The following is a 22,947-nucleotide window of genomic DNA, read 5'->3' on the forward strand; positions in this document are numbered from 1 at the left end:
GCGCGCTCCATCTCCCCTCTCTCCGTTGTACCTCCGGTTCCGAAAGGCTCTTCCGATGACCACGACCGACCCCGATTTTGCCGCCGCCGAGGAGCGCGAAGCCCGGCGCGCAAGGCTGTTCACCAAGATCAACACCGCCGACAAATGGTTCCAGGTTCTGGGCCTTGCCTGGATGACTCCGATCCTGAAAGCGGTTGCAGGCGACAATCCACAGGCTCAGGTCAAGGAAATCTGGCGCCTTCTGGCCGTGCCACTTATCGCGATCCTCGCCTTCCTGCTGCTTTGGGGCACATTGGCCCCGAAGGTGCAGACCTCACTTGGCGCGGTGCCTGGCCCCGCTCAGGTCTGGGCCGAGGTTGTGAACCTGCACGAGGATGCGCAGGCCAAGGCGGCCAAGCGCGAAAAATTCGAGGCCATGCTGGCCAAGCGCAACGAGAAACTGATCGCCGCGGGCCGCGCCGATGAAGTGAAGACCGTCGCCTATACCGGCGCGCCGAGCTATTACCAGCAGATCTGGACTTCGATCCGCACGGTGTTCTTTGGCTTTCTGATCGCCACCGCCGTTGCCGTACCGCTGGGCATCGCGGCAGGTCTGTCGCCCACCGCAAATGCCGCCATCAACCCGCTGGTGCAGATCTTCAAACCGGTTTCGCCGCTGGCCTGGCTGCCGATCGTCACCATGATCGTCTCCGCCGTTTATGCGACCAATGACGGGCTGTTCTCCAAGAGCTTCCTGATCTCGGCCATCACCGTGACGCTCTGCTCGCTCTGGCCGACGCTGATCAACACCGCGCTGGGCGTCGCCTCGATCGACAAGGATCTGGTGAATGTCTCCAAGGTTCTGAAAATGAACACCTGGACCAAGATCACCCGACTGGTGCTGCCCTCGGCGCTGCCGCTGATCTTTACCGGGTTGCGCCTGTCCCTGGGCGTGGGCTGGATGGTGCTGATCGCCGCGGAAATGCTGGCGCAGAACCCGGGGCTTGGCAAATTCGTCTGGGATGAGTTCCAGAACGGCTCTTCCAGCTCGCTCGCCAAGATCATGGTGGCCGTCTTCACCATCGGCATCATCGGCTTCCTCTTGGACCGGGTGATGTTTGCGCTGCAGTCCCTGTTCACCTTCACGAACAACCGGTGATCGCCATGGCTATTCTGACATTCGACAACGTCTCCAAAAGCTTTGGCACTGGCACCAGCGCAACCCATGTGCTGAAGAACATCAACCTTGAGGTCGAAGAGGGCGAATTCCTCGTGCTGCTTGGCTTTTCCGGCACCGGCAAGACCACCCTGATCAACCTGATGGCGGGGCTCGACAGCCCGACCAAAGGCACCGTCAGCTTTCGCGGCCAGAAGATCGACGGCCCCGGCCCCGAACGCGGCGTGATCTTTCAAAGCTATTCGCTGATGCCTTGGCTGACCGTGGCGGGCAACGTGCGCCTTGCCGTCGATACGGTCTATCCAAAGATGGCAAAGGCGGAAAAAGACGCGAAGGTCGCCCATTACATCCAGATGGTGGGCCTGTCCCATGCCGCCAGCCGCCGCCCGGCGGAACTGTCCGGCGGGATGCGCCAGCGGGTCAATGTTGCCCGTGCCCTTGCGATGTCGCCCGAGGTGTTGCTTCTGGACGAGCCGCTTTCGGCGCTTGATGCGCTGACCCGTGCCAACCTCGCGGATGAGATCGAGGCGATCTGGGAGGCGGACAAGAAGACTTGTGTCCTCATCACCAATGACGTGGATGAGGCGATCCTTCTGGCCGACCGCATCATCGCCCTCAATCCCGATGGCACATTGGGCGAGGAATTCCGCGTCACCATCCCCCGCCCGCGCGACCGGGTCGAGATGAACCACCACGAGGGGTTCAAGACCCTGCGCAGCCAGGTCACCTCCTACCTGATGGAGGTTGGGATTGAGGCCAAGGTCGAAGGCACCCGCCTGTTGCCGGATGTGACCCCGATTCATGGCCTGCCGTCTGCGGTGGCCAAGGCCCAGGAAAGCGCGACCGAGGAACGCTTCCTCGACTTCTCGCAACTGCACAAGATCTACCCCACGCCGAAGGGGCCGCTCACCGTGGTCGAGGATTTCAACCTCAAGATCAACAAGGGCGAGTTCATCTCGCTGATCGGCCATTCGGGCTGCGGCAAATCCACTGTCCTGACCATGGCGGCGGGCCTCAACCCGATCTCCAAGGGCGCGATCAAACTGGACCGTCGCCACGTGGAGGGTGCCGATCCCGAACGCGCCGTGGTGTTCCAGTCGCCGAACCTCTTTCCCTGGCTGACCGCACGGGAAAACTGCGCCATCGGGGTCGATAAGGTCTATCCGAACGCCAGCCGCGCCGAGCGGCAGGATGTGGTGGAATACTATTTGGAGCGCGTCGGCCTGGCCGATGCGATGGACCGCCCGGCTAGCGACATGTCCAATGGCATGCAGCAACGGGTGGGCATCGCCCGCGCATTTGCCCTGTCGCCGAAATTGCTGCTGCTGGATGAACCCTTCGGGATGCTCGACAGCCTGACCCGCTGGGAACTGCAAGAGGTTCTGATGGAGGTCTGGTCCCGCACCAAGGTGACCGCCATCTGCGTCACCCACGATGTGGACGAGGCGATCCTTCTGGCTGACCGCGTGGTGATGATGACGAACGGCCCGCAGGCCACCATCGGCAAGATCACCGAGGTCGACCTGCCGCGCCCACGCACCCGCAAGGCGCTGCTCGAACACCCAGATTACTACACCTACCGGCAAGAGGTGCTCGATTTCCTGGAAGAATACGAGCATGGCGCGAAACCGAAAAAACCGGCGCTGAGCGCCGTCGCTGCGGAGTGAGAAACATGAAGCAGAAACTCGTGATAATTGGGGCAGGCATGGCCTCGGGGCGGATGCTGGAGCATCTTCTGAACGCGGATCCAAAGGCCTATGAGATCACCCTGTTCAACGCCGAACCACGCGGCAACTACAACCGGCTGATGCTGTCGCCGGTGCTGTCAGGCGAAAAGACCTATGCCGAGATCGTCACCCATGACGAAGACTGGTACGCCGAGAATGGCATCACCTGCCGGTTTGGTGAAAAGGTCCTCGCCATCGATCCCGCGCAGAAAGTCGTGCGCGGTGAAAAGGGCGATGTCGCTTACGACAAGCTGGTCATCGCCACCGGGTCCAACCCCTTCATGATTCCCCTGCCGGGACATGATCTGGCGGGCGTGATCCCCTACCGCGATCTGGAAGACACCGAGGCGATGATGGCCCTGGGCGACCGCCCCGGCACAAAGGCCGTCGTGATCGGTGGCGGCCTGTTGGGGCTGGAGGCGGCAGCAGGCATGGCCGCGCGCGGCGTCGATGTCACCGTCGTCCATATCATGGGTCACCTGATGGAGCGTCAGCTGGATGAGGCGGCCGGATATCTCTTGCGGAAATCGCTGGTTGAGAAGGGGATCAAGGTCCTTTGCCAGGCGAACTCCAAGGAAATCCTGGATGACGGCACCGGCCATGTGAAAGCCCTACGGCTGGAGGATGGCACCGAACTACCCTGCGATCTGTTGGTGATGGCGGTGGGCATCCGCCCCAATATGGCGCTGGCAGAGGCAACGGGCCTTTCCTGCAACCGGGGCGTCGTGGTGGACGATCACATGGTGACCTCGGATCCCGATATCCTTGCCCTTGGTGAATGCGTTGAACACGATGGTGCGCTCTTTGGTCTTGTGGCGCCACTATACGATCAGGCCAAGGTGCTGGCGCAGACCCTTCTGGGGCAAGACGCGCGGTTCGTGAACAAGGAGGTCTCGACCAAGCTGAAAGTGACCGGCTGCGATCTGTTCAGCGCCGGGGATTTTGCGACAGGAGAAGGGCGCGAGGATATCGTTTTCCGCGATCCCGCGCGCGGCGTCTATAAACGGCTGGTGCTGGAAGGCAATCGACTGATCGGCGCTGTGATGTACGGCGATACCGCCGATGGCGCCTGGTTCTACAGTCAGATCAAGGATGGCAGCGATATCGCCGAGATGCGCGATACGCTGATCTTTGGCCCGGCCTATCAGGGGGGCGCCTCCGCGGACCCTTTGTCAGCCGTTGCAGCCTTGCCGGATGATGCGGAAATCTGCGGCTGCAACGGCGTATGCAAGGGCGATATCGTTTCGGCGATCCACGATGGGGCCACGGATCTGGGCGCGTTGCGGGCCTGCACCAAGGCGTCTGCCTCCTGCGGGACCTGCACGGGACTGGTGGAACAGGTGCTGGCCGTCACCCTTGGGGACGACTACGCCGCCCCCACGGCGCAGCCCATCTGCGGCTGCTGTGACCTGACGCACGAAGACGTGCGCCGCCTGATCAAATCACAAGAGCTGAAATCTCAGGCTGCGGTCTGGCAGGAGCTGGGCTGGAAAACCCCCAATGGCTGCCATGTCTGCCGCCCGGCGGTGAACTTCTACCTTCTTGCCGACTGGCCGGTGGAATATCAGGACGATCCGCAAAGCCGTTTCGTCAACGAACGCAAGCACGCCAATATCCAGAAGGACGGTACCTTCTCGGTGGTGCCGCGCATGTGGGGGGGGATGACCACCCCGGACGAGCTGCGCGCCATTGCCGATGCTGCCGAGAAATACAACGTGCCCACCGTGCATGTGACCGGTGGCCAGCGGATCGACCTCCTTGGCGTCAAGGGCGAGGATCTGCCGCATATCTGGGCCGACCTCAACAAGGCGGGCATGGTCTCGGGGCACGCCTATGCCAAGGGGTTGCGCACGGTGAAGACCTGCGTCGGCAAGGATCATTGCCGCTTTGGCACCCAAGACAGCACCGGCCTTGGCATCAAGCTGGAAAAACGCCTCTGGGGCTCATGGTCTCCGCATAAGGTGAAGCTGGCCGTCTCGGGCTGTCCGCGCAACTGCGCCGAAGCCACCTGCAAGGACATTGGCGTCATCTGCGTCGACAGCGGTTACCAGATCGGTGTCGCAGGCGCGGCTGGCATGGATGTGAAGGAAACCGAACGGCTGGCCGATGTGGCAACCGAGGAAGAGGCGCTCGACCTCGCCACCGCCTTCATGCAGCTTTACCGCGAGAACGCCAAATACCTGGACCGGCCCTACAAATGGGTCGCCAAGGTCGGCCTTGATTGGGTGAAGGCCCGCGTCGTGGACGATCTGGAGGAACGCCAGCGCCTGATCGACGCGTTTGAATTGTCGCAAACCATCTATCGCAAGGATCCCTGGGCCAAGGAAGTGGAGGAGAAATCCGCCTCTTATGCCCCCCTTGCCGATCTCACCCTGGAGGCCGCGGAATGAGCTGGATCGATATCGGACATATTGACGAGGTGCCCCTGCGCGGGGCGCGGCTATTGAAAACCCCGATGGGCTGCATCGCGGTCTTTCGCACCGCCGAGGCAGAGGTCTTTGCCGCCTCCAACAGCTGTCCGCACAAGGGCGGCCCGCTGTCCGAAGGCATCGTGCATGGGCAATCGGTGACCTGCCCGCTGCACAACTGGGTCTTTGACCTCAATACAGGAGAGGCGCAGGGTGCCGATGACGGGCGGATCGAAACCTACCCCTTGCGACTTGAAGGGGCGCGCATTCTGATCGATGCCAGTGCCCTTGCCCGGCGGAGCGCCGCATGAGCGCGCCCGGCGGGATCCGCTCCACCTGCCCCTATTGCGGGGTGGGCTGCGGGGTTCTGTTGTCTGAGGACAAGAACGGCGCGCTTTCCGTGCGCGGCGATCCCGACCACCCCGCCAACTTCGGACGGCTCTGTTCAAAAGGCTCAGCCCTGGGGGAAACTCTGGGGCTGGAGCATCGTTTGCTTGCTCCAAAGATAGACGGGCAGAACAGCGATTGGGACACGGCGCTCGATCTGGTTGCGGATCGGTTTTCCCAGACGATCCGCGATCACGGGCCGGACAGCGTTGCCTTCTATGTTTCGGGCCAGCTGCTGACCGAAGACTACTACGTCGCCAACAAGCTGATGAAAGGCTTCATCGGCTCGGCCAATATCGACACCAATTCGCGGCTCTGCATGGCCTCCAGCGTGGCGGGGCACAAGCGCGCCTTTGGCAGTGATACCGTGCCCGGCACCTACGAGGATCTGGACGAGGCCGATCTGGTGGTGCTGGTGGGATCGAACCTCGCCTGGTGCCATCCGGTGCTGTATCAGCGCCTTCTTGCGGCCCGCAAATCACGCGGCACCAAGATTGTGGTGGTGGACCCGCGCCGCACCGCCAGTTGCGACGGGGCGGATCTGCATCTGGCGCTTGAACCGGGGTCGGACGTGGCCCTGTTCAACCACCTTCTGAGGGAGATCGACGCGCGCGGCGCGATGGATCCCGATTTCCTGCAACACACCAATGGGTTCGAAGCTGCGCTCGAAGCTGCCCAGCTTGAGACCCTGTCCCCGACCGGGCTGACAGAGGACGAGGTCCGCGCCTTCTGCGACATGTGGATCGGCACCGAAAAGACCGTCACCATCTACAGCCAGGGCGTCAACCAATCGACCAGCGGCAGCGACAAGGTCAACGCCATTCTGAACTGCCACCTAGCGACCGGGCGCATCGGCAGGCCCGGCATGGGCCCCCTGTCGGTGACCGGCCAGCCCAATGCCATGGGCGGGCGCGAGGTCGGCGGGCTGGCGAATATGCTGGCCTGTCATCTCGATCTGGAAAAACCTGATCACCGCCAGGCGGTGCGCGATTTCTGGCAGGCCCCGCAGATGCCCAAGGCGCCGGGCCTGAAAGCGGTGGACATGTTCCGCGCTGTTGCCGATGGGCGGATCAAGGCGCTGTGGGTCATTCACACCAACCCCGCCGTGTCGATGCCCGACTCCGCCGCCGTGCGCGCCGCGATCAAGGCCTGCCCTTTCACCGTGGTCAGTGACATCACCGAACACAGTGACACCGCACGTCTGGCACGGGTGCTGCTGCCCGCCAGCGCCTGGGGCGAAAAGGACGGCACCGTCACCAATTCCGACCGAACCATCAGCCGCCAGCGCGCGGCCCTGCCCGCACCCGGTGCGGCCCGCCCCGATTGGCAGATCCTCTGCGAGGTGGGCAAACGCATGGGCTGGCACGCGGCCTTTGACTATGAAAGCCCGGTCGAGATCTTCCGTGAATATGCCGCCCTCTCTGGGCTCGCGGGTCAGTTCGGGCGTGATTTCGACATCTCCGGCCTCTCCGGGTTGGAGGCATCAGCCTATGACACCCTTGCCCCCACACGCTGGCCTGTCATCGCAGATCGCAGCGGTGGCCGGTTCTTTGCCGATGGCAATTTCTACCATAGTGACAAAAAGGCCCGGCTGCTGCCGCTGCGCTATCGCCCGCCTGCAGCCAGGACGGGGCCAAAGTACCCCTTCCGGCTGAATACCGGGCGGCTTCGCGACCAGTGGCACACGATGACGCGCACGGGGCTTTCACCGCGCCTTGGCGCGCATATGCCGGAACCCTTCCTTGAGTTGCACCCGGAAGACGCCGCCACCATAGGTATCGTTCCTGCGGATCTTGTGGAGGTGCGCAGCCCCAATGGAAGCGCCATCCTGCGCGCCCGGATCGGCGATGCGGTGCAGCCCGGGCAGGTCTTTGCGCCGATCCACTGGACCGGGGAAACCGCGCCCTCTGGCCGGATCGATGATCTGGTCGCAGCCGAAACCGATCCAGTGTCAGGCCAGCCCGAAAGCAAGGCCAGCGTCGTTGCCGTCCAGAAGATGGAGGCCGCCTGGTATGGTTTCGCGGTCTCGACCCGGCCCATGGCGCCAAACGCCGACTATTGGGCGCTGGCCCCCACCCGTGGCGGCTATCGCGCCGAGATGGCCGGATACGCGCCTGCGCCTGATTGGGAAGAGGAAGCCCGCCGCCTGTTCGATCTGCCCGGCGCCGAAGCTGCCACCATTCTGGACCCCGCACGGGGAACAGCCCGGATCGCCCTGTTCGACAAGGGGCGCCTGCTTGCGGCCCTGTTTGTCGACCGGGAACCGGTGGCGGTGGTGCGGGATTATCTTGCCACGCTCCCGGATGCGGCAGGCACAGAGGTTCTGACCGGTCGCCCCCCGGCGGATGTGCCTGACCCCGGTCCGGTGATCTGCTCCTGCTTCGGGATTGGGATCAACACCATCATCAGTGCCATCGAAACCCAGCACCTGATGACAGTGGAAGCGATCGGTGTCGCACTGGAGGCGGGTACGAACTGCGGTTCCTGCCGTCCGGAACTGGCCGCCATTCTGGCAAGCACCCATCAGCGGGAGGCTGCGGAATGAGCCTGGCCGGTCATGTCGCCACCCTGGGCCGTGGCCCCGGACGCTCCCGCTCTTTGACCCAAGACGAAGCGCGGGACGCCATGACCCTGATGCTGGGCAAGGACGCCGCGCCCGAGGCCATTGGCGCGCTGTTGATGCTCTTGCGCATGCAGGGCGAAACGGCGGAAGAGATCGCCGGTTTCGCGGCTGCCGCACAAGAACAGGCCCCGGCGCTGCCGCGGGTCGACCTCGACTGGCCGTCCTATGCGGCAGGGCGCACGCGTGGGCTGCCCTGGTTCCTTGTCTCGGCGCTGATGGTGGCCCAAAGCGGCAAACGGGTGATGCTGCATGGCTGGAACGGATCCGATCCCACTGTGCGAAACGGTCTTGAAACCCTTGGCATCCCGATTGCCCATACCCCCGCCGAGGCTGAAGCCGCGCTGAACGCAGGGAATATCGTTTATATGCCGCTGGAAAATCTTTGCCCGCCCCTAATGCACCTCTTGTCCCTGCGTGCCGTGCTTGGCCTGCGTTCTTGCGTCAACACGGTGTGCCGGATGCTAAACCCCGCTGGCGCGGCTGCCAGTGTTCAGGGCGTCTTTCACCCCTCCTACCGGCTGTTGCAGGCCGATGCCGCCCAGCGACTTGGCTGGCGATCCCTGACCGTGATCAAGGGGGGCGGCGGCGAATTCGAACGCCACCCGGCAAAGGCGATTGAAACCTTCGGATTGCGGGATGGTGTCCCCTGGCAGGAAACCGAGGCGGCCCGACTGGAAGACACCCGGCGGCTGGCGGACAGCGCCAGGCCGATCAACTCGCTGAAGGTCGCAGTCAGCCCCGCCGCCCTGCCGCGTTTCGAATCCGAAATCATCCTCGGCACGGCTCATCTTGCCATGGACACGCTGGGCTGTGCCAACAGCCCCTTGCACTTTCCCGACGGTACTCTCGCGTCGACATCTCTGCCCGTCACAGCCTGAAAGGACATCACATGACATTGCTGCAACGGCTGTTTCACATCCCCCTTTTTGGCCCGGCGCAAACACTTGCTCTCGCTTCAGGGCCTGCCTCCCTCATCCTGGCGCGGGTGGGCCGCACGCTGGACCGGATGACAGCCCAGCTTAGCGCCCCTTCCACGCCGAAGGAGCGGCAGGCAAAAGGTCATATCGCCTTGGTCGGGGCAGGGCCGGGGGCGGCGGACCTTTTGACCCTGCGCGCGGTCAAACGCCTGCAGCAGGCCGACGTGATTTTCTACGACCGCCTGGTTGAGCCCGAAGTGCTGGAGCTTGCCCGGCCCGGTACCGAAATGGTCTTTGTCGGAAAACATGTCGGGGCGCACAGCTGGCCGCAGGAGAAGATCAACCGCGTGATCGTAACCGAAGCTCTGAAAGGACGCCGCGTTGTGCGGCTGAAATCCGGCGATCCCGGCATCTTTGGCCGCGCCAGCGAAGAGATGGAGGCGGCGGATGAGGCGGGCATCCCGGTTGAGCTGGTGCCTGGCATCACTGCAGCCTCAGCCGCTGGGGGGGCGCTGGGGCGCAGCCTGACCAGTCGCGGTGTTGCCAATGCGCTGGTGCTGACTACGGGCACCGGCTGTGCCAGCGATCCTTTTCCCGATTGCACCCGCCTGTCGGGACCGGGCACGACGACGGCCTTTTACATGTCGGTTCGTCAGGCGCGGCGGCTCGCGGATCAGTTGATGCAGAAAGGCCTGCCTGCGGACAGCCCCGTTGACATCGCGGTGGAGGTCTCCAAACCCGGGGAGCGGCATTTTGCTGCCACTGTCGGCTCTTTGGCGGATGTTATCGCGGCCTGCCACATCACCGGTTGCGCGATCCTGCTGGTCACCTGGCCAGAGGACGGGGTGCCCACAGTGCAATCGCAAACGGCGGCGGGCCAGACCGCCGAGGGTCCAAAGGCCGTGGCGGTTGTCTGATCTTCAGGCCCAGTCCAGCGGCGTGATGTCAAAGGACTTGATCCGCGAATAGAGCGTCGTCGGTTTAATCTGCAATAGGGCGGCGGCGCCGGTCGGGCCGGAGACGCGCCCACCCGCTTCGCGCAGGGCGGCGATGATATTGTCCCGGACCATCTCCTGCATTCTGGCCTCGGTATGGAACCTGGTGCCGGGTGCCGGGGCGTCTTGGGTCGTGCCGGAGAGTTCGATGACCAGCTTGCGATCCTGCGAGACGATGGCGGCGCGCTCCATCGCATTGTGCAATTCGCGCACATTGCCGGGCCAGTCATAGGCCTGCATCTGCTGCATCACCCGTTCGGTGATCACCGGCACCGGCCGGTTCAGCCTGCGGCAGGCGATCTTCAGCAGGTGTGCGGCCAGCAGCGGAATGTCTTCGCGGCGGTCGCGCAGTGGCAGGCAGTTGATGGGAAAGACGTTGAGGAACAGAAACAGATCCTCGCGGATGCGCCCGGTGCGGCGCACTGTCTCCTCAGCCAGCGAGGTCGCCGCGATCACCCGGATATCGAGCGGCTTTTCCCGGGTATCGCCCAGCCGGGTGACGGATCCGCTTTGCAGGGCGTGTAGCAGCTTGCCCTGAATTTCGACCGGCAGTTCCTCGACATCGTCGATGAACAGGGTGCCGCCGTGGGCCAGTTCCAGCTTGCCGGGCTTGTCGCGCATGGCGCCGTTCGGGGCGCCGCGCATCTGGCCGAACAGCTCGGCCTCGACCTCCTCGGGGGCGACGGAGCTGCATTTGAAATGGATCAGCGGCCGCCGGGCGCGGGGGCTGGTCTTGTGGATTTCGGTGGCGACCAGCGATTTCCCAGTGCCGGTTTCGCCGCTGATCAGGACAGTCGCCGTTGTCTTGGCCACCAGATCGATGCGGGCCACGATCTGCCGGATGGCGGGCGAGGATCCGATGATGTCGTGATGGGCGCGCTCTGATGTGATTGCCTCCTGCAGATAGGCGTTTTCCTGTTCCAGCCGGTCACGCAGCGCCGCGACCTCCTCCATCGCCTCGCGCAGCTTGCGTTCGCTTTCCTTGCGTTCGGTGATGTCGCGAAAGATCACCACCGCCCCAACCAGCACCTTCTGATCGTAGATCGGGGTCGAAACATATTCGACCCGGATCGGCTTGCCATCCTTGCGCCAGAACACTTCGTCCTCGATCCGGTGGACCTGTTCGAAGCGGAAGGAACGGTAGATCGGGCATTGCTGTGACGGGTAGTGTTCGCCGTTGAGGTGATGATGGTGGATCATCGAGTGGATGTCCTTGCCCAGCAAATCTTCGGAGGTCCAGCCCAGCATCTCACGCGCGGCGCGGTTGACGAATGTGGTCTTGCCCTCGGCGTTGACACCGTAGATGCCTTCGCCTGCAGCGTTGAGGATCAGCTGGTTCTGGCGTTCCAGCTCGGCAAAGAAACCTTCGGTGCGTTTCCAGTTCACAAGGCCCGCGCGAAAGGTTTCCGCCAGCGCAGCAGTTTCGGCGCGCTGATCAAGGGCGCGCAGATCGGTCAGCGCCAGGATGATCCAGCCGTCCTGTCCCGGTACCGGCTGCGCCCGAAGTTCGCAGTTCAGCGCGCTGCCGTCCCCGGCCCGCAGGGTAACGTCGCGGGTCCAGCTTGCGCCGCGATGGTCCACTTCTTCGAGGAACACGACGAAGCGGGGCATGTCCTTGCCCAGATAGTGTGAGAAGGGCAGGGGCGCGCTACCGTCGTGCCCGTTTCCGAGGAGCCGGGCAGCGGATTGGTTCCAGTCGACCACCCGGTCTTCCGTGGTGTCGAGGACAAGCATGGCCTCGGGAATCGACTGCAAAAGGGAATCGGCGTTGAGAAGATCAAGTGACATGGGGAAAGGTTAATCGCTGCCGCAGAGCGGTCTAAACGAAATTTCGTAATTTATGATATGTCGTAATTTATCGCGGTTCTAAATTCACCTAAGATGCTGATTTGTATATTTTTTGTTTGCTGCACAAATGTTGGGCGGCTGCTTTTTTTGTCCCGTGGCGGCTGTCAGAGTTTACGAAACATTGACTGAAAGGGGACACCCATGACGACAAAGAGCCTTGGAAATCCGTTCTCGGATAAGACCGATCTGCGACACGGCGCCGATTGCGGCTGCGATGGATGCCTGTCCGGACACGGCCATGACAAGGGCCACACCGAGCCGCAGCACATGTCCTCTGACGACATGATGGAACGCGCCGTCGAAAGCGCCATCGTGCGCTCGGTCTTCGGGCATAATGACATCGGTCGCCGCTCTTTCATGGGCATGCTGGGCGGCAGCACTGTGGCTGCGGCGCTGGCTTCGGTGTTTCCGATGGAGCAGGCCAAGGCTGCGATCCTTGACGAGCTGGGTCCGCCGGAAAAATCCGATCTCAACATCGGCTTTGTGCCGATCACCTGCGCCACCCCGATCATCATGGCGCAGCCGATGGGGTTCTACGAACGTTACGGCCTCAATGCGCAGGTCATCAAGACGGCTGGCTGGGCCGTGGCCCGCGACAAGTCGCTGTCGGGGGAATATGACGCCAGCCACATGCTGACGCCGATGCCGCTGGCAATGACGCTGGGCGCCGGATCCATCGCCGAACCCTACATCATGCCCGCGGTCGAGAACATCAACGGTCAGGCCATCGTCCTGTCGAACGAACATCTGGACAAGCGTGACCCGAAACAGTGGAAAGGCTTCACCTTCGGCGTGCCGTTTGAATATTCGATGCACAACTTCCTGCTGCGGTATTACGTGGCCGAACACGGGCTGGACCCGGATGTGGATATCCAGATCCGCGTGGTGCCGCCGCCGGAGATGGTCGCCAACCTGCGTGCCGGCAATCTTGATGGCTACCTGTCGCCAGACCCGTTCAACCAGCGCGCCGTCTGGGAAGGCATCGGTTATATCCACATGCTGACCAAGGACATCTGGGAAGGTCACCCCTGCTGCGCCTTTGCCGCGCCGTTGTCCTTTGCGACCGAATTGCCGAACACATACGGCGCCCTGCTGAAATCGATCATCGACGCCACGCAATACGCGTCAAACCCCGAAAACCGCAAGGAAATCTCTGAAGCCATCGCACCGACCAACTATCTGAACCAGCCGGTTCCGGTGATCGAACAGGTGCTGACCGGCACCTATGCCGATGGTCTGGGCGAGGTTCAGCGCGTGCCCGACCGGATCGATTTCGACCCCTTCCCCTGGCATTCCATGGGGGTCTGGATCCTGACCCAGATGAAACGCTGGGGCTATATCGAAGGCGACGTCGATTACAAAACGGTGGCCGAGCAGGTCTATCTGGCCGCCGACGCCAAGAAGGTGATGAACGATCTCAGCTACGAGGCGCCCGATGTCACCTACAAATCGCACACCATCATGGGCAAGACCTTCGATCCGGCCAAGCCCGAAGAATACGTGTCCAGCTTTGCGATCGGAAAGGGGTAATCCATGTTGGATAACCTTTCAGTCAATCAGCGCGCGGTGATCCTGTCCGTGGTGATGCTGGTGGTGGGCCTCCTGATCTGGGAGGCCGCCATTCCCGCCCACAAGGCCGCGTCCGAGTTGACGGAATACGAGCGGCTGACCGGCGGCGGTGCCCCCAAGGCCGGGGTGCCCCCGCCAAGTCAGGTGATCGCCAAGGCCTGGGAACAGCTATCGAACCCCTTTTATGATGCAGGCCCCAACGACAAGGGTATCGGCATCCAGATCGGCTATTCCATCTACCGGGTGCTGACCGGCTATCTGATGGCGGCGCTGATCGCGATCCCGCTGGGTTTCCTCATCGGGATGAGCCAGGTCGCCTACAAGGCCTTCAACCCCTTCATTCAGGTGCTGCGCCCGATTTCGCCGCTGGCCTGGATGCCGCTTGCGCTCTTCATCATTCAGGACAGCGAGGCCTCGGCGATCTTCGTGATCTTCATCTGTTCGATCTGGCCGATGCTGCTCAACACCGCCTTTGGCGTTGCCGGGGTGCGCGAGGACTGGGTCAATGTGGCCCGCACCCACGAACTGGGCGCTTTGCGCACCGCCTTTACGGTGATCCTGCCTGCGGCGGCGCCGACCATCATCACCGGTATGCGGATCTCCATCGGCATCGCCTGGCTGGTGATCGTTGCGGCAGAGATGCTCGTGGGGGGAACCGGCATTGGCTACTACGTCTGGAACGAGTGGAACAATCTCGACCTGACCTCCGTCATCTTCTCGATCCTCATGATTGGCGTTGTTGGCATGTTGCTGGATGCCGCCTTTGGCGTCCTGCAGCGCGCCGTCGCCTACGCCGAATAGGAGCATTCCAATGCCTAAACCCTTTCTCAGTATCGAGCGTCTGACGCAGAAATTCCCCGACGGTCAGGGGGGCACCCTGACCGTTTTCGAAAACGCCACCTTTGGCATCGAAAAGGGAGAGTTCGTCTGCATCCTTGGCCACTCTGGCTGCGGCAAGTCGACGATCATGAACATCCTTGCTGGGTTGGCTGAGCCGACTTCGGGCGTGGTCAAGATGGATGGCACCGAGGTCTCCGGCCCGTCGCTGGACCGCGGGGTGGTGTTCCAGAACTATTCGCTGCTGCCCTGGCTTTCGACCCTGAAGAACGTCACCTTTGGTGTAAAGGCGCGCTATCCCGACTGGTCCAAGGCCAAGGTCGAAGAACACGCCCGGGAATATCTGGCCATGGTCGGGCTTGAAGGCGATGTCGTTCAGCGCAAGCCGAGCCAACTGTCGGGTGGTATGCGTCAGCGGGTCTCCATCGCGCGGGCCTTTGCCAACCATCCCAAGCTGTTGCTGCTGGATGAACCCTTTGGCGCGTTGGATGCGCTGACCCGGGGCACCATTCAGGACGAACTCCTGAAGATCTGGGGCGGGACCGAGCAGACAGTGTTCATGATCACCCATGACATCGACGAGGCGATCTTGCTGGCTGACCGCATCCTGCTCATGACCAACGGTCCTTTTGCCCGTGTGGCGGAGTCGGTGGAGATCACCATCCCGCGTCCGCGCAGCCGTACCGAGATCGTCGAACATCCCAACTACTACGCCATCCGCAACCACCTGGTGCAGTTCCTTGGCCAGAGGTCGAAAGAACTGGCCGGACAGAAAAGCGACGATCCCGATCAGCGGCCCGAAACCGTGCGGATCGACAAAACTGCGGCAGAACCCGCCACCGAAGCCGCACCAGAACCGGAACCGGCCCGCCACCTACAGGCGGTCAACGACTGACAGGTCGGCGCGGCCGACTGAAGACAAATCAGGAGGACAACAGATGAAAGATACTTTTGAGGTGCCCACGATGATGAGCAAAGAAGACGTGACGATGATGATCCTCTCGGCCAAGAAACAGGCCGGGATGACCTGGGAAGGCATCGCCGAAAAGATCGGCATGTCGCCGGTCTGGACCCATTCGGCCTGCATGGGCATGAATGGCTTTCCCAAGGACAAGGCCGAAGCGCTGGTGACGGCCCTTGCCCTGCCGCAAGAGGCGGTCTCGGTTCTGGAAGAGCCGCCGACCAAGGTCTGGGAACAAGCCATCCCCACCGATCCCTGCATCTATCGACTGTACGAAATCGTCGGCGTCTACGGCCCGACCATCAAGGCGCTGATCGAAGAGAAATTCGGCACCGGCATCATGTCAGCCATCGATTTCGACATGCAGGTGATCCGCGTGCCCCATGAAAAGGGCGACCGGGTGAAGATCGAGATGTCCGGCAAATACCTCGGCTATAATTCCTGGTAAGCCGTCAATCGGCCCATGTGCATTGGAACATGGGCCGCAGAAACCGCCGCCCCGGCCGTTCCACCCGATCCTCTTCCCGGGCAGGATGGTCGGGGTGGTCTATTTTGGATCAGTGGTTCAGCTGCGCGCGCAGCTCTTCTGCCTCGCGGCGGGCATCGCGCAGACCTTCCATGGCCGCGCTCAGCTCGGCTTCTGTCTGGGTCAGCTGGTTGGTCAGTTCCGCTTCGCGTTGTTGCAGGTAGGTGATCGCCTGATCGCGTGTCTCTTCGGCCTCGTGCAATTCCTGGCTCATCCGGTCCAGATCGGCGACGTCGCTTTGCTTGACGCGGGTGAAACGGTGCACCAGCCAATTGGCGAACCAGCCCATCGCGAAGGCGGCAAACAGGATGATTGCGGTGGTGAGGATGAACTCTGTCCTGTTCATTGGCCCGATGTCTCCTGTTCTGTGTCGCCGGTCTCGGTGTCAGCCGCCTGCGCGTCGTCACCTTGCGTATCGTCAGCCTGGGTTTCGGTTTGCGTATCGGCCTCGGCGTCGCTGTCAGCCTCAGTGCTTTCGGCCTCTGCTGCTGTCTCCTCCACGGGCGCTGCGGCGCTGTCGAGGGTGCTTTCCTCGCTCTCGCCAGTCGTCGGCAGCAGCAGGCGGAAATCGATGCGGCGGTTGGCTTCGCGGCCTTCCTCGGTGTCGTTCGAGGCGATCGGGCTGCTTTCGCCAAATCCGCGCGCGATATAGGTCGAGGTCAGGATCCGCCGCGCCCGCAATTCGTTGAGCACCGATTGCGCCCGCGCCTGGCTGAGGTTCTGGTTCATCTCCTCGCGGCCTTGGCTGTCGGTGTGGCCTTGGATTTCCAGCCGTATCGGGCCGCATTTCTCAAGGATCGCGGCGATCTTGTCGATGATCACGTTGCTGCCGACCTCCACCGTGGCCGAGCCGGGTTCAAAGGTGATCTTGCCATTCTCTAGCTGTACGCTGGTCAGTGCCGCCTGACACAGCTCCGGCGCCATCGGTTGATCCTTGGGCGCGGGCGGCTCTTCATAGGAGATGTCGAGCTCATAGTCTTCGGCCTCGCCCAGTTTGGCGGACAGGAACTTGGCAATCTCGGAGGAGGCATCCTTGCGGTAGCTCATGCCGCGCAGGGTCAGATCCTCTGGCGTGACGCTGACCGCGCCGCGCTCCAGATAGGAAAGCGCCTCAAGCCCGGCGAGCACCCGCACCGGCCAATCGGCAGGCAGGCCTTCGGCCACCCGCGCCGCGGTATAGACGCTGTCGGAGCCGAAGCGCGCCTTGGCATAGCTGTCGGCGATGGTGCGGGTGGCGGCATCGGTGATGCGCCCGCGCAGCTGCACCTGCCCTTCTGGGCTGAGCGTGGCGGTGAATTCGGGCGGTCCGGCAGCGGCATCGGTTTCCGGCATAGGCAGCACCGCGTGCAGGGCAAAAACCTGCGGCAGCGCGGTTTCCAGCTCTCCCACCACCGTGTCGAACTGTGCCTCCGGCGTGCCTTCGGCGGCGACAAGGGTGATATCGGCATTGGCGATGGTGACAGAGCCCTGCCCCAATTCCGCAAGGCTCTGAATGCTGAGTTCGGCGGCATCGGCCCATGTGGGCGAGGGAACCCCCATGCCAATCACGCAGTCGGCCTCTCCCTCCAGCCCGGCAGCGCGGGCGGCGGACAGGATGCGGGCGCGGCTTTCCTCGTCCTCGGCTGAGCAGGCATCGAACCGGGCACCGCTTTCGGAAATCAGGAACCGCAGGGTAAAGGGCGTGATCACCGGGCGCGGTGCCGCAATATCAAGGCTGAGACGGATCTGCGGCGGTGCCATCCTGCTCAGCTGGCGTTCAAAACTGTCGCGTTCTTCGGCGCTGTCGGCGATTGCGGTTACCGAAACCGCGCCTGCCTCAACCGAGATCTTGGAGCGCGGCAGCAGTTCCAGCGCTGCGACGGCGAATTTCAGCGCCGGGTCCCAGCCATCGGGGAGCGGGTAATCCGCGGTTTCCAGAAGATCGGCGACCTTCTTGTTGTTGTCGTCGGCGATGCGGTCCAGCTGTCCGACCAGCGTCTCGCGCGAGGCGGACAGCGGGATCAACCCGCTGATTGAAATCCCCCGATCATTGCGCAGGATTTCCGCCGAAAACCGCGGCGGCGCCAATCCGTCCGAGGGCGGCACCGTGATATCGTCGATCACCCGCGCCGCATCGACAATGCTGCCCGCCAGAGAAATCGCTGCAAATCGGGTGGCCTCATCCGGGGCGGTGCCCTGCAGGGTCACCCGCAGCCCGTCGGCGGTGACCTCGGCCCAGTGCAGGCCCGCAACATCCAGAGACCGGCGCACTTCGCGCTCGCTGCCACGCTCGACGGCTGTGACGGCAAACCCCGCTGCGATCAGGCTCAGCCCTGCCGCCGCGGCGAAGGACAAAGTCGGGATCAGAAACGAAGACAGGCGCATTGCAACAGCATTCCCAGATACGGTTGGGCTCTGTCATACAGGCCAGCGGCGGCCTGTTCAATCACACGAAAGTGGCCACGGCAAAGAAGATCAGCGGAATCAAGCCGGTATCGCGGTTGAGCCGGAACAGCTTCAACAGGCGGGGGTTGTTTTCGGGATCAAATACGCGCAATTGCCAGGTCATGTGCCAGCCCATAGCCCAGGGACCGGCAAGCGCAATCAGCAGGGTCAGCAGATTGGCATCGACATGTGCGGCCAGCACCACGGCAAGGGCCATCAGGCCCACGGTTGCCACGATGAAGCGGCGCAGCCAGCTGGGGCTGTTGTCGCCAAACAGGCGGGCGGTGGATTTGACGCCGATCAGCGCGTCGTCCTCGGTGTCCTGATGCGCATAGATGGTGTCATAAAACAGCGTCCAGGCAATCCCCGCCAGATAGAGGATGACCGGCGGCCAGGCCAGCGATCCGGTATGCGCCACCCAGGCCAGCATGGCGCCCCAGTTGAAGGCCAGCCCAAGGAAGATCTGCGGCCACCAGGTGAAGCGTTTGGCAAAGGGGTAGACGGCAACTGGCAGCAGCGCCAGCACGCCCATGCCGATGGCAGCCCAGTTGAAGGTCATCAGGATGCCAAAGGCCACAAGCGCCTGCGCGCACATCCAAGTCACCGCGCCGCGCACGGTCACCTGTCCGGATGGGATCGGTCGTGATCGAGTACGCTCGACCGCGCCGTCAAAGTTGCGGTCGGTGATGTCGTTCCATGTGCAGCCCGCACCGCGCATCAGCCAGGCGCCAAGCCCACAGGCGACAAAGATCCAGGCGTCCTGCCAGACCGGGGTGTCATCCCAGAGGATGGCCAGCGCCAGACCCCACCAGCAGGGGATCAGCAACAGCCATGTGCCGATCGGGCGGTCTGCGCGGCTCAGCCGCAGATAGGGGCGCGACCAGGCGGGCGCGTGGGTGTCCACCCAATTCCCCTTGACCGCATCTGCGACCTGACCATCTGGTGTTGGCGATTGCCCTTGCATATGTAGGACCTCATGAGTGCGAAGATCAGACTGTATGTAGAGCACCCCTTGGGGGCAGGGCAAACCATTCCTTTGGACCGGGATCAGGCGCATTACCTCTTTGGGGTGATGCGGCAGGCTGTCGGCGCCAAGGTGGCCCTGTTCAACGGGCGCGATGGAGAATGGCTGGCCGAGGTGGCCGAAGCGGGCAAACGCGGCGGGGTTTTGAGCTGTCTTGAGCAGACGCGCCCCTTGCAGATGCCGCCAGACCTGTGGCTGATTTTTGCCCCGATCAAGAAGGCGCGCACCGATTTTATCGTCGAAAAAGCCGCCGAGATGGGCGCGGCGCAGATCATGCCGGTGCAGACCGACTTCACCAATTCCGAGCGTATTCGCCAGGACCGGCTACAGGCCCACGCGGTGGAGGCGGCCGAGCAATGCGGTGGTACCTTCGTTCCCGAGGTGACGGATCTGCAGAAACTCTCGCGCCTGCTGGATCACTGGCCGCAGGAGCGTCAGTTGATGTTCTGCGACGAGGCCGAGGTGGGGCAGAGGCTGTTTCTGGATCGCGTCGAGGGTGGCGGCCGTCCGGGGGCGGGCGGACGCTGCCCGGCCTATCGTCCGGGCGAAGTCTCTCAGCCAGGGTCTTGGGCCATCCTCATCGGTCCCGAAGGCGGTTTCTCTGAGGCTGAGCGCAAGCGTCTGCACGGGATGCAGCAGGCCCATGTGGTCAGCCTTGGCCCGCGGATCCTGCGCGCCGACACCGCAGCGGTGGCGGCAATGACCCTGTGGCAGCAAAGCCTCGGGGATTGGTAACATGGTCTGGCGCGCCGCCCGCGCGGCTGACATTCCGCCGGTAGAGCGCCTGCTGCGCCAGCATTTGCAAAGCTCGATGTTCCTTCTGGGCAACCTGAAGGATCCCGGCAATGGGCAGGCGATGGATCTTTGGGTGCGGGATGACCTCTCGGGCGTCATTGGTCTGACAGAGGCGGGCATGGTGCTGATGCAGGCGCCCCACGCGCGCGCCGAAGACTGGCAGGCTGCATCGGTGCTGTTGGCGGGACGCAGCATCGCGGGCTGCGCCGGAGACACCGCACAGCTGCGCGCCTTTCTCGCCGCCAGTGATTTTGTCTCCCGCCCGACCCGGCTGGATGAAGACGAGCCGGGGTTCTCCCTTGACCTTGACCAGCTGGAAATACCGAAGGCCGAACAGGCGGCGCTGATCCCTCTGGCCGCGGCGCCGCGCGATCTGGTGCTGGACTGGCGGGCGGCCTATCATCGCGAAGTCTTGGCAACTGGGGCGGATGTCAGTGAAGAACAGGCGGCGCAGGATATTGCCGGTTACCTCGATCGTGACAGTCACCGGGTTCTTGTTATTGCAGGCCAGCCGGTTGCCATGACAGGGTTAAATGCCCAGATACCGGAGGTGGTGCAAATCGGTGGCGTCTATACGCCGCCGGGTTTGCGGGGCAGGGGGTTGGCCCGCCTTGCCGTCGCCCTGCATCTGGACGAGGCCCGCAAGGCCGGGGCGCAGCGGGCCGTGTTGTTCGCCGCCAGCCCGGCAGCAGCGCGCGCCTATGAGGCAATCGGGTTCCGGCCCGCTGGATCATTTTCTCTGGTGCTTTTTGCCCCGGAACAGGAGGTGCCATGAGTTTCATCCGACCCGAAGCACAGGCCAGCCTGTGGCGCTGGCGCGAGCTGATCGTCGCGGCGCTGATGCTGCTGGTGGGGCTGAAGTGGGCTTTCACCTCCTATGGATTTACCGCCATGACCGGCTGGGCGCTGATCGCGGTCGGGCTGGTGCTGGCCGTGGTAGGCGCGCAGCGGTTGCGCTTCCGGCTGGGCGCGGGCGGGCCGGGTGTGGTCCAGGTGGACGAAGGGCAGATCGCCTATTTCGGCCCTCTCACAGGTGGCGCCGTTGCGGCCTCTGAAATCGAACGGCTGCGGCTGGATCATACTGCGAAACCGCCCCATTGGGTGCTGGAGCAGCCGGGGCAGCCGCCGCTGGCGATCCCGGTGAACGCCGAAGGTCACGAGGCACTGTTTGACGTCTTTGCCAGCCTTCCGGGGCTGCGCACGGAACGGATGCTGGCCGAGCTGCGCAAGGCCGGTGCTCACCAGGTCGTGATCTGGGAGCGCATCCCAAGCCGACCCACCCACCAAAGGCTGCATTGACACCGGCGTCGTTTGGCCCCACTTCTGACCGCCGAAAACAGCGAAACAACAGGACGGAGTGCCCGGCATGTCCATTCCCCAGTCCGGCGGCGGACCGATCGAACGCCACGAACAGATGGCCGAATACCTGGCCTCCGGCTGTAAACCGAGCGCCGACTGGCGCATCGGCACCGAGCACGAGAAGTTCGGCTATTGCAAGGATACGCTGAAACCGCTGCCCTACGCCGGTCAACGCTCGATCCAGGCGGTGCTGGAAGGGCTGCGCGACCGCTATGGCTGGTCGCCCGTCACCGAAGGCGGCAACCTCATTGGCCTGACCAAGGATGGCGCCAACGTCAGCCTTGAACCCGGCGGGGCGCTGGAGCTTTCGGGCGCGCCTCTGGAAACCATTCACGAGACCTGCGACGAGGTAAACGCCCACCTGCGCGAGGTGAAGGAAATCGCCGACAAGATTGGCGTCGGTTTCATCGGCCTTGGCGCCGCTCCGATCTGGACCCATGACGAGATGCCGCTGATGCCCAAGGGGCGCTACCGGCTGATGAACGATTACATGGCCAAGGTCGGCACCATGGGCCGGGACATGATGCGCCGCACCACCACGGTGCAGGTGAACCTTGATTTCGCCTCCGAAGCCGACATGGTGCAGAAACTGCGCGTCGCCCTGGCGTTGCAGCCGGTGGCCACTGCGCTGTTTGCCAATTCGCCATTCTTCGAAGGTAAACCGAACGGCCACAAGTCCTGGCGCAGCAAGATCTGGCGCCATCTCGACGATGCCCGCACCGGCATGCTGCCCTTCGTCTTTGAAGAGGGCATGGGATTTGAACGCTACGTGGAGTATGCGCTCGATGTGCCGATGTATTTCGTCTACCGCGATGGTGAATACATCAACGCGCTGGGTCAATCCTTCCGCGACTTCCTCAATGGCAAACTGCCCGCGCTGCCCGGTGAAACCCCGACGCTCAGCGACTGGGCCGACCACCTGACCACCGCCTTCCCCGAGGCGCGGATCAAGAAATACATGGAGATGCGCGGCGCCGATGGCGGCCCCTGGCGCAGGCTCTGCGCGCTGCCGGCCTTTTGGGTGGGTCTGATGTACGACCAAAACAGCCTCGATGCGGCCTGGGATCTGGTCAAGGGCTGGGATGCGGAAACCCGCGAGGCCCTGCGTGTGGGCGCGGCGGAACAGGCGCTGCAGGCCGAGGTCGGAGACATCAAGATGCACGATCTGGCGCGTCAGGTGCTGGAGATTTCCGAGGCAGGCCTCAAGGCGCGCGCCCGTCCCGGCGCTGGTGGCATGGTCCCGGACGAGACGCATTTCCTGAATGCACTGAAGGAAAGCATCGACAGCGGCAAGGTCCCGGCAGATGAGCTGCTGGAGCATTACCACGGCGACTGGAACGGCGATCTGACCCGGATCTACGCCGAATACAGCTACTGATCCTGCAGCGTTG

At 63.1% G+C, this 22,947-nt stretch carries 19 protein-coding genes; 15 read left to right on the forward strand and 4 right to left on the reverse strand.

Annotation, left to right across the window (positions count from 1 at the left end):
• Positions 1–55: 55 nt before the first annotated feature.
• From C6W91_RS06880 to cobA, 7 genes are read left to right on the forward strand one after another with little or no spacing between them, the layout of a single operon-like run.
• Entirely contained in the window at positions 56–1,138 is a 1,083-nt protein-coding gene (locus C6W91_RS06880; protein WP_065272434.1) for an ABC transporter permease, read from the forward strand.
• A gap of 5 nt (positions 1,139–1,143) precedes the next feature.
• Positions 1,144–2,823 carry an ABC transporter ATP-binding protein gene (locus C6W91_RS06885; RefSeq protein ID WP_370570606.1) on the forward strand — a complete coding sequence of 560 codons (1,680 nt, stop codon included), beginning with the start codon at positions 1,144–1,146 and terminating at the stop codon, positions 2,821–2,823.
• Positions 2,824–2,828: 5 nt separating this feature from the next.
• Positions 2,829–5,273 carry a nitrite reductase large subunit NirB gene (gene nirB / locus C6W91_RS06890; protein WP_370570607.1) on the forward strand — a complete coding sequence of 815 codons (2,445 nt, stop codon included), beginning with the start codon at positions 2,829–2,831 and terminating at the stop codon, positions 5,271–5,273.
• Positions 5,270–5,602 (forward strand): nitrite reductase small subunit NirD, encoded by a 333-nt coding sequence (nirD, locus tag C6W91_RS06895; RefSeq protein WP_065272436.1) that lies wholly within the window; start codon positions 5,270–5,272, stop codon positions 5,600–5,602. Before nirB ends, nirD begins: the two co-directional genes overlap by 4 nt.
• Positions 5,599–8,223 (forward strand): molybdopterin-dependent oxidoreductase, encoded by a 2,625-nt coding sequence (locus tag C6W91_RS06900; RefSeq protein WP_370570608.1) that lies wholly within the window; start codon positions 5,599–5,601, stop codon positions 8,221–8,223. Before nirD ends, C6W91_RS06900 begins: the two co-directional genes overlap by 4 nt.
• Entirely contained in the window at positions 8,220–9,179 is a 960-nt protein-coding gene (locus tag C6W91_RS06905) for a glycosyl transferase family protein (RefSeq protein ID WP_370570609.1), read from the forward strand. Before C6W91_RS06900 ends, C6W91_RS06905 begins: the two co-directional genes overlap by 4 nt.
• 11 nt (positions 9,180–9,190) lie before the next feature.
• On the forward strand, positions 9,191–10,135 hold the full coding sequence (gene cobA / locus C6W91_RS06910) for a uroporphyrinogen-III C-methyltransferase (RefSeq protein WP_370570610.1): 945 nt from the start codon (positions 9,191–9,193) through the stop codon (positions 10,133–10,135).
• 3 nt (positions 10,136–10,138) lie between these two features.
• Here the strand turns inward: cobA and C6W91_RS06915 are convergent, their stop codons facing one another.
• Complete coding sequence (locus tag C6W91_RS06915; RefSeq protein WP_274866873.1) at positions 10,139–12,001, reverse strand: sigma 54-interacting transcriptional regulator; 1,863 nt, start codon at positions 11,999–12,001, stop codon at positions 10,139–10,141.
• A 201-nt stretch (positions 12,002–12,202) separates the two neighbouring features.
• Between C6W91_RS06915 and C6W91_RS06920 the strand changes: the two genes are divergently transcribed.
• From C6W91_RS06920 to cynS, 4 genes are read left to right on the forward strand one after another with little or no spacing between them, the layout of a single operon-like run.
• A complete protein-coding gene (locus tag C6W91_RS06920; RefSeq protein ID WP_370570611.1) occupies positions 12,203–13,591 on the forward strand; it encodes a CmpA/NrtA family ABC transporter substrate-binding protein in 1,389 nt (462 codons plus the stop codon).
• Between the two features lie 3 nt (positions 13,592–13,594).
• Positions 13,595–14,431 carry a nitrate ABC transporter permease gene (gene ntrB, locus C6W91_RS06925; protein ID WP_370570612.1) on the forward strand — a complete coding sequence of 279 codons (837 nt, stop codon included), beginning with the start codon at positions 13,595–13,597 and terminating at the stop codon, positions 14,429–14,431.
• A gap of 10 nt (positions 14,432–14,441) precedes the next feature.
• The gene (locus tag C6W91_RS06930) at positions 14,442–15,362 is read left to right on the forward strand and encodes an ABC transporter ATP-binding protein (RefSeq protein ID WP_274827549.1); all 921 of its coding nucleotides are present in this window, start codon (positions 14,442–14,444) and stop codon (positions 15,360–15,362) included.
• Between the two features lie 43 nt (positions 15,363–15,405).
• Positions 15,406–15,876, forward strand: coding sequence for a cyanase (gene cynS / locus C6W91_RS06935; protein WP_237028372.1), 471 nt, complete (start codon positions 15,406–15,408; stop codon positions 15,874–15,876).
• Between the two features lie 109 nt (positions 15,877–15,985).
• On the opposite strand, the gene C6W91_RS06940 is transcribed toward cynS, so the two are convergent.
• From C6W91_RS06940 to ubiA, 3 genes are all read right to left on the reverse strand, one after another.
• Entirely contained in the window at positions 15,986–16,300 is a 315-nt protein-coding gene (locus C6W91_RS06940; protein ID WP_274866876.1) for a hypothetical protein, read from the reverse strand.
• Entirely contained in the window at positions 16,297–18,318 is a 2,022-nt protein-coding gene (locus C6W91_RS06945) for an OmpA family protein (RefSeq protein ID WP_370570613.1), read from the reverse strand. Before C6W91_RS06945 ends, C6W91_RS06940 begins: the two co-directional genes overlap by 4 nt.
• 61 nt (positions 18,319–18,379) lie before the next feature.
• Positions 18,380–19,342, reverse strand: coding sequence for a 4-hydroxybenzoate octaprenyltransferase (gene ubiA / locus C6W91_RS06950; RefSeq protein WP_065272444.1), 963 nt, complete (start codon positions 19,340–19,342; stop codon positions 18,380–18,382).
• Positions 19,343–19,354: 12 nt separating this feature from the next.
• Here ubiA and C6W91_RS06955 point away from each other — a divergent pair, with 12 nt between their 5' ends.
• From C6W91_RS06955 to C6W91_RS06970, 4 genes are all read left to right on the forward strand, one after another.
• On the forward strand, positions 19,355–20,137 hold the full coding sequence (locus tag C6W91_RS06955; RefSeq protein WP_274831456.1) for a 16S rRNA (uracil(1498)-N(3))-methyltransferase: 783 nt from the start codon (positions 19,355–19,357) through the stop codon (positions 20,135–20,137).
• Between the two features lies 1 nt (position 20,138).
• Positions 20,139–20,972 (forward strand): GNAT family N-acetyltransferase, encoded by an 834-nt coding sequence (locus C6W91_RS06960; RefSeq protein ID WP_370570614.1) that lies wholly within the window; start codon positions 20,139–20,141, stop codon positions 20,970–20,972.
• Positions 20,969–21,496, forward strand: a complete 528-nt coding sequence (locus C6W91_RS06965; protein WP_065272447.1) for a hypothetical protein — start codon at positions 20,969–20,971, stop codon at positions 21,494–21,496. Before C6W91_RS06960 ends, C6W91_RS06965 begins: the two co-directional genes overlap by 4 nt.
• Positions 21,497–21,563: 67 nt before the next feature.
• Positions 21,564–22,934 (forward strand): glutamate--cysteine ligase, encoded by a 1,371-nt coding sequence (locus C6W91_RS06970; RefSeq protein ID WP_370570615.1) that lies wholly within the window; start codon positions 21,564–21,566, stop codon positions 22,932–22,934.
• The last annotated feature ends 13 nt before the right edge of the window (positions 22,935–22,947 follow it).

The organism is Phaeobacter sp. SYSU ZJ3003 (assembly GCF_041300735.1).
Lineage (GTDB): Bacteria > Pseudomonadota > Alphaproteobacteria > Rhodobacterales > Rhodobacteraceae > Phycobacter > Phycobacter gallaeciensis_A.